Source organism: Mesorhizobium sp. WSM4841 (assembly GCF_055811515.1).
The window spans coordinates 221,243-234,179 of the sequence record NZ_JBVVQC010000007.1; the positions used below are offsets into that span (position 1 = coordinate 221,243).

Below are 12,937 nucleotides of genomic sequence, written 5' to 3' on the forward strand. Positions count from 1 at the left end.
GGGCCCCCCCCGGCCCACAACCGCCCCAAACCAACCACGGGCCTGGGGCCCCCCCCCCCCCCCCCCCGGGGGGGGGCCCCCCCCCCCCCCCCCCCCCACGCCAATCATCTGCTGGTGCCGCCCAATATCGGGCAACCTGATCCACCAGGGTTGCCGCGGCCGCGGCGGATGCCATAGATGGCTATCATTGGCGCCTAAAATTGGTGGAGACTACATGCCGGAACCCATGAAGACGATCTCCCAGGCAAAATCCCATGGCGGCGTGCAGGGCGTCTATTCGCACCTGTCGACAAGTTGCTCCTGCGACATGTCGTTTGCCGTTTTCGTGCCTCCACAGGCCCGGGAAACGCCTTGCCCGGTGGTGTGGTATTTGTCGGGACTGACCTGCACCCATCAAAATGTCATGGACAAGGGCGAATACAGGCGCATGGCCGCCGAACTGGGGCTGATCGTCGTCTGTCCGGACACCAGTCCGCGCGGCGCCGACATCCCAGATGAGAAGGACAATTGGCAGTTTGGCTGCGGCGCCGGCTTTTATCTCGATGCGACGCAGGAGCCTTATGCGGAGAACTACCGGATGTATTCCTACATCGTCGAGGAATTGCCGGCGTTGATCGCTGCGAATTTTCCGGCAGACATGTCGCGCCAAGCCATAACCGGCCATTCGATGGGCGGGCATGGTGCATTGACGATTGCCTTGAAGAACCCGGAGCGGTTCAGGAGTTGCTCGGCCTTCGCGCCGATCGTGCAGCCAGGCACAGCCGGCTGGTCGAGGCCGGCCCTCGAAAAATACCTCGGCATGGATGAAGCCGCGTGGCGGATCTACGACACCACATCGCTCATTGAGGATGGGCACCGCTTTCAGGAATTTCTCGTCGACCAGGGGACATCGGACGGGTTCCTGAATGACGGGCTAAGGCCCTGGCTCCTGGAGGGGGCCTGCGCCAAGGCCGGCATTCCGCTGACACTGCGCATGCAGGATGGATACGACCATTCCTATTTCTTCATTTCGAGCTTCATGGACGACCATCTGCGCTGGCATGCCCAGAGGTTGTTGCTTAACGGCTGAGACCCAACACGCCCGCCCTGGCCGGTATCGCGCCACTTCGACGCGACAGGTTTGATTATTTCGAAAATCCGCAGTAATCTCCGCGATAATTCAATACGGAGTCGTATGCATGGGTAACACCCTCAAGCCCGCTGGAGAGACACGCGCCGGGGATGTGTTGGCGCGCATGCGGAGCGACATCATCAGCTGTGCCTTGAAACCGGGAACCAAGCTGCGCTTCGAGACGCTGAGGGAGTTGTATGAAGTCAGCTTCTCCACTCTGCGCGAGGCCCTGTCGCGGCTGGTGGCCGAAGGCCTGGTTGTGGCGGAGGGGCAGCGCGGGTTCCTGGTCGCGCCAGTCTCGCTGTTTGATCTCAACGATCTGACGGATGTCCGTGTGCTCGTTGAACGGCAGTGCATCAAGCTGGCAATCGATCGTGGCGACGATCGCTGGGAGGCGGACATCATGGCCGCCTTCCATCGAATGGATCGCCTGCAAAGCCGGCTTGGTGCGAGCTACTATCTCTCCGACGAATGGGCCACGTTGCACAGTGCGTTCCACCTGTCGCTGGTCGCGGCATGCGGTTCGCCGAATCTGCTCGAGATCCGGCAGAAGCTCTTTGAGCGCGCCCACCGCTACCGCAGGATGTCCTCGCAGTTTCGCCCGCAATGGCGCGCAAAGGACGTCGAGCACAAGATGATCATGGATAGGGTCATCGCCCGCGACACGGCCACGGCGCAGGATCTGGTCGACCGGCATATCCGCGAGACGACCGAGAACGTCATTGCTCATGCAAGCCACCTTTTCGCGCAAGGTGGGACGGCCGATGCCTTCAGGCGTCCGGATCCCGTGGCCGCAGAGTAGGCCGCGGCAAGTTTCACTTGGCGCAATCCGTGGGTGATGGTGGCCGAATCTGCCTGAACGAACGCTGCCGATGGGATCCGCTTCCATCGAGCCATCCGGCAGGCGACAGCCTGCCGGATGGTCACCGTGAGTTATGAACGGGCACGCCCTTCAACCTGAATCACGAGGCTCACGTCGTCGCCGATCATTCCGAGCGCGGCCTTCATGCCGAAGTCGCTGCGTTTGATCGAAGTTCGCGCACTGAAGCCGACGACGTGGCTCTTGTCCCACGGGTTCTCGCCTTCCTTGTTGAAGGTGACGTCCAGCGTGGCCGGCTTTGTCACCCCTGCGATCGTGAGATCGCCCGTGATCGTTCCGGATTTGGCATCGACCGCCTTGAATTCCCGCCCGACAAAGGTGATCTGCGGGAACTCGGTTGCATTGAACCAGTCGGCGCCCTGGATGTCGCTATCGCGCTGGCTGTTGTTGGTCGAGATGCCGGCAACTTTCACCGCAACGTCGAGGCTGCTGTCAGCCGGGTGGGCGGCGTCGAACGCGAACGTGCCCGAGAACTCCTTCGCCGTTCCGATCACTTGCGAGAAACCGAGATGGTCGATGAAGAAAGCGATGCCCGAATGCACGGGATCGATTTCGAAAGTCCCGGCCGCGGCTGTTTCGGCGGCTAGCGGCAACCAGGCGATCGTGGCGGCAAGCAAGGTGGTCCGCAGTAGTTTCGACATAGGTGTAACTTCCTCCCTAAACTGGTTTCCGACAGTTCTCTTCCGGGTCATACCGGGAAGCTCGAGCCATACCGCGCGATCACAATCGCCAGGGATGCGCCGACTGGCAGCAGGCAAATCCCGACAAATGCGGCGAGGCGGACGGCTTTGTTCGTGACGTGGATCCGGCGCAAAACCGGATCGACGATAAACGGCGCGACAAAGATCAATGACAGCACGGCCAGCGCTGGCATGTCGGTCTTGCGCGTGATCAGCGTGACGGTCTGCGCGACCGCTATCATGCCACCTGCTCCTCCCAAGAGGGATGCGGAGCGGAATCCGAAATCCGGATTTGAGATATTGGTGGCGACAATGGCCGCTAGGGCGGCTGCGAAAAGCAGGCTGAGCTGAAAGCTCGAGGACGATGCCCCCAATAGCGCGATCGGCGCGAAACCGACGCATGCGATGCCGAGCGAGACGACGCGCCTTGTGCCGGATTCGTCCGCGGCCCGGTCTGTTCCACCGGAAAGGCCATGCATTACCAGCAGGCCCCATAACGCGGCCACCGCCACTTCCGGGAGCGCATCGGGCAGCCGAGCCGCTCCTATATAGGCGGCGGACGCGATCGGCTGGGCAAGGACAAGTGCGCGACCCGGCATGCCACGGCCTGCGGCCTCGGCCAGGACACCGAGCGCCGTTCCAATCACGGAGACTAAAAAGACCTTATTGACCGCACCTACTGGCGGGAAAGACGGCACCTTGTTGTAGGCCAGCCAGTAAGCGACGAGGAAGGAAGCGGGCACCAGGAGGTCCGTCCAGAGCTTCCCGGCGCGAAACCAGCGCAGCAGCCCAGCTGCCACAAGCGCGAGCAAACCAGCCGTAACCATGCCGAGGAACATCGCTTCCTGTGGTGATCGCGCCAGGCCGCTCATGTCAGCTGTTCCGCAGCGCGTCGACCTGTCGGCTGCTGATATCGGCGACATTCTTGGTGGGGCGCATGTTTCCTCCTTCGGCTCGATGTTGCATCAGCCCAGTCCGTCGTTCGGCATATTGACATACCGTATGTTTTTTAGATACTAGATGGTATCTCAAATTATTATGCGTCTGTCAATGTCCCACGGCATCACGGCCGTAGAACCGAACCGCATCTCGCCAGACAGAGGCCGGCGCCGGAAGTTTCAACGGAGGATATCGCCATGACTGACCAGGAATCTGCCGGCCTCGCCGATCTTCGGCTCGCGGGCGGCGCGCAGGGGTTCAACTGGCTTCCTGTCTTCGTCGCCGATGAACAGGGCCTTTTCGAAAAGCACGGCATCCAGATCGACTACAAGCGCATGGGCAGCGTCGAAAAGGCGACCGCGGCCGTTCTCGACGGCGAAGCGGATCTGGCGATTACGCCGCCGGAAGGCGCCGTTGCCGACTTCGTCAGGGGAGGAGAGCTGCGTATCGTGGCAGCCAACGCCGTGCGCCTGCCGATGTCGATCGTGGCGCGTCCAGGCATCGGCTCGCTTGCCGAGCTGAGGGGCAAGAAAGTCGGCACGTCCTCGCTGACGGAGGGCACCGCGATCTACACGCAGATCATGCTGGCCGCGGCAGGGCTGCACTACCCCGGCGACTATGAGTTTGCCCTGGCCGGCATTCACACCAAGCGGTGGGAGGCGCTGCAGGCAGGCGAAATCGACTGCGCTCCGCAGCCCGCACCTTGGAATTTCCTCGCGCAGGACAAGGGCTACAATCTGCTCGGGGAAGTCAGCGCCGCAATCCCCGAGATCGTCTTCACCGCTGTCATCGGCAAGGCATCCTGGCTCGCAGCGAACCGCGATCTCGTGATCCGCTTCCTCAAGGCGCTGATCGAGGCGCATTCGGTCACGAATGAAGCGGCCAACCATGGCATCACCCTGCCGATCTTCCAGCGCATTACCACACCCGAAAGCGAATCCCTGGCGCGACGGGGCCTGGAATATATGCGTGGCATGGGCATGTGGCCGCAGGGCCTGGCCGTGCCAGACAAGGCGCTCAAGACGACGATCGACCTGATGGTCAGGGCGAACCTGCTCGACAAGTCGAAGTGCGATGCTGCCGAAGGCGTCTTCGAAAGGCGCTATCTGGAAGGCGCCGCCTGATCACCAGCGGCCGGCGAATCTTCGATCGGCGGGTTCATCGTGAACGCCACACACATGAAGAAGCTGCCGGTGTGGCGTGGGCTTCGGCAAAGTTCACCTCAGAACAATGCGGCGCCCCCGTCCTGCGAGTGTGTCTTCCAGCGCAACCATCCGCCGCGGTGCCGGCATGGCGCTCGCTTCACGCGGTGAGAAGCCGTGCGGAAAGCCAAGCAATCCTCCCAAACGAGCGCCAGCTAAGCTGGCTGGGATACGGTCCGGTCGTGGGCCTGGGAGGACACAGTCCAGAGCTTGGAAACTCATTCAGATTCCGATAGGTATCCAAAAACCAATTTGAATGTGAATGTCCTGTTCCCCTGGAAAGTGCGTCAACTAGCTGGCAGTCTGCTGCGCACGGGTCTCGCCAGACCCGAAGGATTGACGCCGGCGCCTGGAATGCAAGGTCGAGGTGTCCCTTTTCGACCGGCAGGCGCACGATGTTGTCTTGTATCGTGAAGCCCTTGCTGATCGGATCGAGCGCGCTTTCAGGGAGGAGTAAAACGCGTGCTGCTCTTCCTCGACTCTGAAATCACCTGGCGCGTGGAAAACGAGGGCGCCACGTTGAAATTATTGATCAATTTCAATTGGAAGCGCTACCATTGTGCATAGATTTTTTTGCTATTTCAATGGTTTAAGGAGTTTTGGTAGCGGGAGAGGGACTTGAACCCCCGACCCCAGGATTATGATTCCCGTGCTCTAACCAACTGAGCTACCCCGCCAGGGCGGCGAAAGGCCCGAAATCCGCCTCAAATCAGCAGGCATGTCGAAGCGTTCGCCAAGGTCGGGCGGATATAAGGTTGGGACGCCAAGCCTGTCAAGCATCGATGCAGCCGGAGTCGATGCAGCCGGTCTGGCGCCACACTCTATCGCATCCTGTCGCGTCGCCAAGCTTCACGGTCTTGAGACGCGTACCTTGTGCGTCCAAGCGGACGCACATCGCTCTAATGGCCGGAAAGCTTTGCCGGGCAGATAATTGGGCACAGAAATGCCGGGGTTGAGTTCGGCGGGGCGCGCCGCTATGTCTCGGCCACGAAATTCTAGAGTTGGAATTGATGAAACCGCGCATTGCAGTCCTCGGTTGCGGATACTGGGGCAGCAACCACATCCGCACCCTCAAGGCGCTCGGCGCGCTGCACGCGGTCTCGGACGTCAACCCTGCCCGCGCCGAAGGCTTCGCCAGTGAGCAGGATTGCCTGGCGATCGAGCCGGAGGCGCTCTTTGTCCGCAGCGACGTCGATGCCATCGTCATGGCGCTGCCGCCGCAGTTCCATGCCGACATGGCGGTGCGCGCCGTCCAGGGCGGCAAGGACGTGCTGGTGGAGAAGCCGATCGCGCTGACGGTGGCGGATGCCGAGCGCTCGGTGAAGGCGGCGGCCGACAATGGCCGTGTCTTCATGGTCGGCCATGTACTGCGCTTTCATCCAGCCTTCGAGACGTTGAAAGCGCTGATCGACAATGGCGAGCTCGGCGAGGTCCGCTATATCCATTCGCACCGGCTCGGGCTCGGCAAGTTCCACACGGAGAACGATGCGCTGTGGGACCTTGCGCCGCACGATCTGTCGATGATCCTCGCCATCACCGGCACGGAACCGATCGAGGTGCGTGGCGAGGGGGCAGCGCTCCTCGACAATCTTAGCGATTTCGCGCATCTGCACATGCGCTTTCCCAACGGTCTGCGCAGCCATCTCTTCGCGTCGCGGCTCAACCCTTACCGCGAGCGGCGGCTGACCGTGGTCGGCACCAAGGCGATGGCGGTGTTCGACGATGTCGAGCCGTGGGAGCGCAAGCTCGCCGTCTACCGCCACGCGGTGTGGCAAGACAGCGGCCAATGGGCCTTCACCACCAACGAGCCGTCCTATGTGGCGGTGGGCGAGGGCATGCCGCTGACGCGAGAGCTCGAGCATTTCATCCAGTGCATCGAGACGCGGGCAGAACCGCGCACCAGTGGCGAGGAAGCCATCAGGGTGCTGCGTATCCTGACCGCTGGCACGGTTACCCACACTGGATCGTCTTCCTGAGAGAAAGTGCCGCTGTGTTAGAGCCTGATCATCCCGATAGGATCGGGATCATTCCGCGGGAATCTGCGCCGGGCGGGCTGCCAGCCGCGTCAGCATCGCCTCGGCCTCGGCGCCACGCTCGGAACGCTCGATAAAGCCGCCGCCGAACACGCGGGCCTGGTTGCCGTCGTCGGAATAGAGCACGCAGGCCTGGCCGGGCGCGATGCCGGACTCGCCGTCGACCAGTTCCACCGAAGTGATGCCGGCGTTGTGATGCAGCACGGCCGGGCGCGGCGGGCGTGTCGAGCGGACCTTCGCGAAAAGCTCCAGCCCGGCCGCCGGGATGTCGGACAGCGCAGCGTCGCCCAGCCAGTTCATGTCGCGCAAATAGATCTTGTGCGTCTCCAGCGCCTCGCGCGGGCCAACGACGACGCGGGCTCGATCGGCGTCGAGATGGACGACGTAGAGCGGCTCGCCCGAGGCGACGCCAATGCCGCGGCGCTGACCGATCGTGTAGCGCAAAATGCCTTCATGGCGGCCGAGTACGCGGCCGTCGATATGGACGATGTCGCCCGGATTGGCAGCAGTCGGCTTCAGCTTGGCGATGATGTCGGAATATTTGCCCTGTGGCACGAAGCAGATGTCCTGGCTGTCCTGCTTGGCAGCGACCGTCAGCCCCATTTCCTCGGCGATGGCGCGAACCTGCGGCTTCGACAGGCCGCCAAGCGGAAAGCGCAGATAATCGATCTGCGCCTGCGTGGTGGCGAACAGGAAATAGCTCTGGTCGCGCTCCGCGTCGACCGGCCGGTACAGTGCGCGATGGGCGCCGTTGGCGCCGGAGCGGATGTAATGGCCGGTGGCCAGCGCGTCGGCGCCGAGCTCCTTGGCGGTCGCCAGAAGGTCGGCGAATTTCACCGTCTGGTTGCAGGAAACGCAAGGGATCGGCGTTTCGCCGGCCACATAGCTCTCGGCGAAGGGGTCGATCACCGCCTTGCGGAAGCGCTCCTCGTAATTGAGCACATAGTGCGGAATGCCGAGCGTCTCGGAGACGCGGCGGGCATCGTCGATGTCCTGGCCGGCACAGCATGAGCCGGGCCGGTGCGTTGCCGCGCCATGGTCGTAGAGCTGCAGCGTGACGCCGACGACATCATAGCCTTCGCGCTTCAAAAGACCGGCAACGACCGACGAGTCGACGCCGCCCGACATGGCGACAACGACGCGGGTGTTTTCGGGACGTCCGGGAAGGTCGAGGCTGTTCATGGTTCTTTCGTTCTGCACGGCGCCCCGGGATGAGGGCGCTTGAATGCCAATGGCCGGAATATAGGTCAAGCTTTCCGGGCGCGCCAGCTTCGCGAACCGGCCGATTTTTTTGAACGGATTCGGCGCTCGCGGGCAGATATCTCAAATGCCGACGAAAAGACTAACGCGGCGTTCATGATCCTTACCTAGCTATTAGGGTTCGCTTAGGCAATTTTTAAAGCTGTGGCGGTAATGTGGTGGGGATTGGGTCTTTGAGTTTTTAGTAGAGAGTACGATGACCGATCTTGTTAGACCGCGCGTCAAATATGTTATCGGGCCTGACGGCAGCCCCCTTACGATTGCCGATCTGCCGCCGACGAACACACGTCGCTGGGTTATTCGGCGCAAGGCGGAAGTGGTGGCTGCTGTACGGGGTGGGCTTTTGAGCCTCGAGGAGGCATGCCAGCGCTACAAGCTGACCACCGAGGAATTCCTGTCCTGGCAGGCGTCGATCGACGAATATGGCCTTGCCGGCCTGCGCACGACGCGCATCCAGCAATATCGGCATTAAGGCTGGTTCAAGGAAGTCAAAAGGCGCGACAATCCGCGCCCTTTTTGCTTTGCCGCAACGGTTTTCTCTGCTTCAGACGGTCAGCACCACCTGCCGATCGGCCGAGAAAGGCATGAGCGGCGCCTGCTTCTTCGAGCGGGTCATTGCCACAGGGACGGCAAGCTTTTCGCGTCGACCTTGCCACGTTCCACAAGCCTGTGCGGTCGGGCCCGACGGACATCCGCTCGACGCGCCGAACTCGGCCAGAACCGGTGGGTTGCTCAATCAGATAAGGTCCTGGCCGGAATCGCCTGCGCCGACATCAGGAATGCCCGGATGCGGGCGGTCTCGGAACGTGAAGGAGATTTTGCTAGCGTAGCCCTGAAACTGGCGGCTGCTCGACCAATGAGCGGCGACGTTCCAGATGAGCAACGCCGTGATCGCTGGGTGTTGACCGGCTTAAAGCCTTGTTTTCAGCCGATCATGGCGCTGCGGCCGCCGGTCTCGGCGTCGCGGATCTTGGTGTCGCGCGATTCGAGCATTTCCGCTTTGGAAAGCTCCGCTTCGGCTTCGCCGAGCAGTGATTCGGCAACGCTTCGCTGCTGGGCGAGGTCGCTTTGCGAGTTTCTGAGATTGTCGCGGCGCAGGCGCGCTGCCTTGGCGAAGGTCGGATAGGCAAAATGGTTGATGTCGGTGATGCCGGCTTTCTTTTCTTCGGCAGTGATCTGGAGCTCCAGTTCGACAGCCATGCGCTCGAATTCAGCGATCATCATGTCGAGTTGCAGCAATTGCCGCCGCTTCTCATTCACCTGGAACTGCTTCAGCCGAACGAGGTTTTCACGTGACTTCATGATTCGGTACTCCTGGAAACGCACACCTGCACATATCGTCCAATCCACCTGGCAAACCGCAGGCTTCACCCGTTTCCACCGACTTTACAGGAACTATGGGAAACAAATTCCTAAAGTTTTTTGCCGGCGGTAACCATTCGTTTACGGGCATTGTTAATCATAGGGCTCAGGACTTAAGGCCGGGTAAAAATTCCGGCTCTCGATGCGGAAGCACGGCCAGCGAGTCCAAAGAGTCACTTAGTCTGGCTTATTAATGTTTTGCATTAGCGGTTTGGTTCTGTGATTCACTATTAGATTCAACAAGGTGTAGAAAGGGGTTAAAAAATCTGATACCGTCAGCGGCACGGAATTAGGTTTTGTTAACCATTCGATGGCAGCCTCTGCTCAGGCAATCACTGCTCCGGTCCTGGACGGGTCGTGAAATGGTCCGGCAGCAGAAAAGGGGAATGAAATGCGTGTTCTGCTGATAGAAGATGACAGTGCAACCGCACAAAGCATCGAGCTGATGCTGAAATCGGAAAGTTTCAACGTCTATACGACCGATCTTGGCGAAGAAGGTGTCGATCTAGGCAAGCTCTACGACTACGATATCATCCTTCTCGACCTCAATCTCCCCGACATGTCGGGATACGAGGTCTTGAGAACACTTCGCCTTTCCAAAGTGAAGACGCCGATCCTTATCCTCTCCGGCATGGCCGGCATCGAGGACAAGGTACGCGGCCTCGGCTTCGGCGCAGACGACTATATGACCAAGCCGTTCCACAAGGACGAACTGGTCGCCCGCATCCACGCTATCGTGCGGCGCTCCAAGGGCCATGCCCAGTCGGTCATCACCACCGGCGACCTGGTGGTCAATCTCGATGCCAAGACCGTTGAGGTCGGTGGCCAGCGCGTGCATCTGACCGGCAAGGAATACCAGATGCTGGAGCTGCTCTCGCTGCGCAAGGGCACTACGCTCACCAAGGAAATGTTCCTCAACCACCTTTACGGCGGCATGGACGAACCGGAACTGAAGATTATCGACGTCTTCATCTGCAAGCTGCGCAAGAAGCTCGACCACGCTTCCGGCGGCCAGAATTACATCGAGACGGTTTGGGGTCGCGGCTATGTGCTGCGCGAGCCGGAAGATATCCGCGTCAGCGCCTGAGCTGACGACGCCGATCCGATCGATTTTCCGACAAAATCCGGCTTCGGCCGGACTTTTGCGTTTGTATCGCAGACATGGAGCGCCAATTTCCGGGGGCGATGCGCCAGGGATCGGCGAATCAGGCTGCAATTCTCAAGGTGCGGAAGCATTCGAGAAGTTGCGGCCGATTGAACGGCTTCAGCAGATAGCCTTGAGCGCCGGCGCGCTTTGCCCGCATGATCGAAGCGACGTCGACCTCAACCAGCGAAATCAGGATCTGGGGCTGTATCGGACTTTCCATGGCGCGTATGCGGCGGATGACGTCCTCCGCCTGCATGTCCGGCAAGGCGCCGTCGACGACGATGATATCCGGCATGTCGGCAGTGCACATCTCGACCGCGTCAAACCCGCTGGCAGCTTCGATGACCAGCATGTCGGAACCACCCAGGATGCGCTTTGCGACCTTCCTGATGACGCTCGAATCGTCGATGAACATGCAGCGTTTCATTTCCGGTCCCTCTTTGCCATGCGGCAATCCGGCAGCGTCGCGGTACTGAAAGGCACGGTAGGATCAATCCGGTAAAGAAGCTGAAAAGCCGATAGGTAAAATTTTTGCAAGAACAGCTTTTACGGAAACTTCTTGACCGATGCTTCGGCCGAACTAGCCTGGAAGGCTCGCTTCATTCGACCGTGAGGGGGTAGTAAATATTGTCTAAAACCTCTTATCTGTTCTTTTCAATCATTTCTTAGTAACTTCAAGCAGCCGATAGTACGATTTCTTCTGCGGTTGCGTGGATCGATATCGTCATGTTCGCCTCGCGCGCCAGAAGCAACGTGTAGTAGGGCTGCACCGAATGCGCGTCGATCGGTTCTTCAGGCCTGTTGCCGGAATGGAGCTCCAGGAATTTGGGCGGCACGCGCAGCATCGGACCGCTCGCGGCGAGCGCAAAGCGGGGTTCTGTGTCGAGGTTTTCAAGCGTAACCGTAAGCTTACCGCCACGCGGAATGGCGGCGTTGGCGACGAGAATGAGATTGAGCAGCAACTTTACCTTGTTCTTGGGCAGCAGCGCACGGGTTCCGTTCCAGACCAGTTCCGGCTTCTCGTTCCTCAAAAAGGCGATCGCAACGGCCTCGGCGTCCCCCGTGTCGATCATCATGCCGGCAGAACCGGCTGCGCCGAAGGCGATGCGGGCGAATTGCAGGCGGGCCGAAGCGTTTCTGGCGCTCTGCCGAATCAATTTCATGGCATCTTCGTCGGCGCCGCCTTCGTCGAGCAGCTCAAGCCCGTTGTTTATGGCGCCGACCGGCGAAATGATGTCGTGGCAGACCCGGCTGCACAAAAGCGCTGCGAGATCGGGTGCGGAAAGGGTGAAAAGCTCGGCCATCGGCGAAAGTCCCTGCAAAATTTCACTGGAATGGCCGCGCGATAAATGATCACGCCTGCCAACACGAATCACGCTCTCTCCAAGGCCTTGAATACACAGCGCCTGAGCGTGCAGCAACAAATCCGGAATTGTCGTTATCGAAAATGGTGTGTTCACGCAGGGTGCGGATACTGCGGGGCGACGCGAAACCAGCTCGAAACCAGCCTTCTAACCGCCATCTTCATGTGAAAGCTTAATGGTTGAAAAAGGATTACGGCATAGTTTGCCCATAACAGTCATCCTTAGCGGCCGCCAAAGAGCCGCACGGATGTGAGGCGTCGGCGAAAGTGCTCCCTGACGGAGATTGGAAGCATGTTTTCCCGATACTACGACCGGAGTTTTTTCCGTGTCACCTCTGACCGGATTTTCCGTGTCATCTCTGACCGGAGTTTCTTCCGTGTCCTCTCAATGGCGATCGCTCTCATGGGCCTTGTCATCGTCTTTTCGACCTCGCCTTCGCGGGCCCAGGAATACACCGCTCAGGAGATCGTCGATTCCGGTCATAAATTCTTCGGCGCGACGTCGGGCGGGCTCGCCACCGTCGTCGAGAAGATTTTCGCCTCCTACGGCCTGCCCAATGGCTATTTGCTTGGCGAGGAGGGCTCGGGCGCGCTGATCGGTGGCCTGACCTATGGCGAAGGCACGCTCTACACCAAGAACGCCGGCGATCACAAAGTGTTCTGGCAGGGCCCGTCGCTCGGCTGGGATTTTGGCGGCGAGGGCTCGCGGGTGATGATGCTGGTCTATAATCTCGACGACGTGAACAGCCTCTACAATCGTTTCGGCGGCGTTGCCGGCTCGGCCTATCTCGTGGCTGGCGTCGGCTTCAACGTGATGAAGAACAACAATGTGCTGCTGGTGCCGATCCGCACCGGCGTCGGCGCCCGGCTTGGCGTCAATCTCGGTTATCTGAAGCTTACCCAGCGCGCCACCTGGAATCCATTCTGAGCAAGCGGTTGCCTCGCCGTCTCGACTGGCTC

The 12,937-nt window shown here is 60.3% G+C and carries 14 protein-coding genes and 1 tRNA gene; 7 read left to right on the top strand and 8 right to left on the bottom strand.

Going from position 1 to position 12,937, the window contains the following annotated elements; genetic code table 11:
- Positions 1–214: 214 nt before the first annotated feature.
- Positions 215–1,069: an S-formylglutathione hydrolase gene (fghA, locus tag AC0L14_RS11375; protein ID WP_473527231.1), complete on the top strand. Its 855-nt coding sequence runs from the start codon at positions 215–217 to the stop codon at positions 1,067–1,069.
- A 109-nt stretch (positions 1,070–1,178) separates the two neighbouring features.
- Complete coding sequence (locus tag AC0L14_RS11380; protein WP_419694515.1) at positions 1,179–1,913, top strand: FCD domain-containing protein; 735 nt, start codon at positions 1,179–1,181, stop codon at positions 1,911–1,913.
- A 131-nt stretch (positions 1,914–2,044) separates the two neighbouring features.
- On the opposite strand, the gene AC0L14_RS11385 is transcribed toward AC0L14_RS11380, so the two are convergent.
- Both AC0L14_RS11385 and AC0L14_RS11390 read right to left on the bottom strand, forming a co-directional pair.
- Entirely contained in the window at positions 2,045–2,632 is a 588-nt protein-coding gene (locus tag AC0L14_RS11385; protein ID WP_077380229.1) for a YceI family protein, read from the bottom strand.
- A gap of 47 nt (positions 2,633–2,679) precedes the next feature.
- The gene (locus AC0L14_RS11390) at positions 2,680–3,543 is read right to left on the bottom strand and encodes a hypothetical protein (protein WP_473527232.1); all 864 of its coding nucleotides are present in this window, start codon (positions 3,541–3,543) and stop codon (positions 2,680–2,682) included.
- 264 nt (positions 3,544–3,807) lie between these two features.
- Here AC0L14_RS11390 and AC0L14_RS11395 point away from each other — a divergent pair, with 264 nt between their 5' ends.
- Entirely contained in the window at positions 3,808–4,734 is a 927-nt protein-coding gene (locus tag AC0L14_RS11395) for an ABC transporter substrate-binding protein (RefSeq protein WP_473527233.1), read from the top strand.
- Between the two features lie 678 nt (positions 4,735–5,412).
- Here the strand turns inward: AC0L14_RS11395 and AC0L14_RS11400 are convergent.
- A tRNA-Met gene (locus tag AC0L14_RS11400) sits at positions 5,413–5,489 on the bottom strand.
- Between the two features lie 333 nt (positions 5,490–5,822).
- Between AC0L14_RS11400 and AC0L14_RS11405 the strand changes: the two genes are divergently transcribed.
- Complete coding sequence (locus AC0L14_RS11405; RefSeq protein ID WP_095491711.1) at positions 5,823–6,788, top strand: Gfo/Idh/MocA family protein; 966 nt, start codon at positions 5,823–5,825, stop codon at positions 6,786–6,788.
- A gap of 48 nt (positions 6,789–6,836) precedes the next feature.
- Here the strand turns inward: AC0L14_RS11405 and mnmA are convergent, their stop codons facing one another.
- Positions 6,837–8,027 carry a tRNA 2-thiouridine(34) synthase MnmA gene (gene mnmA / locus AC0L14_RS11410; RefSeq protein ID WP_473749487.1) on the bottom strand — a complete coding sequence of 397 codons (1,191 nt, stop codon included), beginning with the start codon at positions 8,025–8,027 and terminating at the stop codon, positions 6,837–6,839.
- Between the two features lie 274 nt (positions 8,028–8,301).
- On the opposite strand from mnmA, the gene sciP reads away from it, so the two are divergent.
- The gene (gene sciP, locus AC0L14_RS11415; protein ID WP_006203587.1) at positions 8,302–8,577 is read left to right on the top strand and encodes a CtrA inhibitor SciP; all 276 of its coding nucleotides are present in this window, start codon (positions 8,302–8,304) and stop codon (positions 8,575–8,577) included.
- 72 nt (positions 8,578–8,649) lie between these two features.
- Here the strand turns inward: sciP and AC0L14_RS11420 are convergent, their stop codons facing one another.
- Positions 8,650–8,841 (bottom strand): hypothetical protein, encoded by a 192-nt coding sequence (locus AC0L14_RS11420; RefSeq protein WP_473749488.1) that lies wholly within the window; start codon positions 8,839–8,841, stop codon positions 8,650–8,652.
- 188 nt (positions 8,842–9,029) lie between these two features.
- Positions 9,030–9,407, bottom strand: coding sequence for a flagellar export protein FliJ (locus AC0L14_RS11425; RefSeq protein ID WP_029349790.1), 378 nt, complete (start codon positions 9,405–9,407; stop codon positions 9,030–9,032).
- A 451-nt stretch (positions 9,408–9,858) separates the two neighbouring features.
- Between AC0L14_RS11425 and ctrA the strand changes: the two genes are divergently transcribed.
- A complete protein-coding gene (gene ctrA / locus AC0L14_RS11430) occupies positions 9,859–10,554 on the top strand; it encodes a response regulator transcription factor CtrA (RefSeq protein WP_123149336.1) in 696 nt (231 codons plus the stop codon).
- A 118-nt stretch (positions 10,555–10,672) separates the two neighbouring features.
- Here ctrA and AC0L14_RS11435 read toward each other — a convergent pair whose 3' ends face one another.
- Together AC0L14_RS11435 and chpT are read right to left on the bottom strand one after the other, a co-directional pair.
- Complete coding sequence (locus tag AC0L14_RS11435) at positions 10,673–11,041, bottom strand: response regulator (protein WP_473486851.1); 369 nt, start codon at positions 11,039–11,041, stop codon at positions 10,673–10,675.
- A 247-nt stretch (positions 11,042–11,288) separates the two neighbouring features.
- A complete protein-coding gene (gene chpT / locus AC0L14_RS11440; RefSeq protein WP_473486850.1) occupies positions 11,289–11,918 on the bottom strand; it encodes a histidine phosphotransferase ChpT in 630 nt (209 codons plus the stop codon).
- A 447-nt stretch (positions 11,919–12,365) separates the two neighbouring features.
- On the opposite strand from chpT, the gene AC0L14_RS11445 reads away from it, so the two are divergent.
- Positions 12,366–12,905: a DUF1134 domain-containing protein gene (locus AC0L14_RS11445; protein WP_245319184.1), complete on the top strand. Its 540-nt coding sequence runs from the start codon at positions 12,366–12,368 to the stop codon at positions 12,903–12,905.
- Positions 12,906–12,937 lie beyond the last annotated feature (32 nt).

What these genes read in the sequence shown, in the direction of transcription:
- fghA (WP_473527231.1), top strand. Translation starts at nt 215, where the DNA reads ATGCCGGAACCCATGAAGACGATCTCCCAGGCAAAATCCCATGGCGGC.
- AC0L14_RS11380 (WP_419694515.1), top strand. Translation starts at nt 1,179, where the DNA reads ATGGGTAACACCCTCAAGCCCGCTGGAGAGACACGCGCCGGGGATGTG.
- AC0L14_RS11385 (WP_077380229.1), bottom strand. Translation starts at nt 2,632, where the DNA reads ATGTCGAAACTACTGCGGACCACCTTGCTTGCCGCCACGATCGCCTGG.
- AC0L14_RS11390 (WP_473527232.1), bottom strand. Translation starts at nt 3,543, where the DNA reads ATGAGCGGCCTGGCGCGATCACCACAGGAAGCGATGTTCCTCGGCATG.
- AC0L14_RS11395 (WP_473527233.1), top strand. Translation starts at nt 3,808, where the DNA reads ATGACTGACCAGGAATCTGCCGGCCTCGCCGATCTTCGGCTCGCGGGC.
- AC0L14_RS11405 (WP_095491711.1), top strand. Translation starts at nt 5,823, where the DNA reads ATGAAACCGCGCATTGCAGTCCTCGGTTGCGGATACTGGGGCAGCAAC.
- mnmA (WP_473749487.1), bottom strand. Translation starts at nt 8,027, where the DNA reads ATGAACAGCCTCGACCTTCCCGGACGTCCCGAAAACACCCGCGTCGTT.
- sciP (WP_006203587.1), top strand. Translation starts at nt 8,302, where the DNA reads ATGACCGATCTTGTTAGACCGCGCGTCAAATATGTTATCGGGCCTGAC.
- AC0L14_RS11425 (WP_029349790.1), bottom strand. Translation starts at nt 9,407, where the DNA reads ATGAAGTCACGTGAAAACCTCGTTCGGCTGAAGCAGTTCCAGGTGAAT.
- ctrA (WP_123149336.1), top strand. Translation starts at nt 9,859, where the DNA reads ATGCGTGTTCTGCTGATAGAAGATGACAGTGCAACCGCACAAAGCATC.
- AC0L14_RS11435 (WP_473486851.1), bottom strand. Translation starts at nt 11,041, where the DNA reads ATGAAACGCTGCATGTTCATCGACGATTCGAGCGTCATCAGGAAGGTC.
- chpT (WP_473486850.1), bottom strand. Translation starts at nt 11,918, where the DNA reads ATGGCCGAGCTTTTCACCCTTTCCGCACCCGATCTCGCAGCGCTTTTG.
- AC0L14_RS11445 (WP_245319184.1), top strand. Translation starts at nt 12,366, where the DNA reads ATGGCGATCGCTCTCATGGGCCTTGTCATCGTCTTTTCGACCTCGCCT.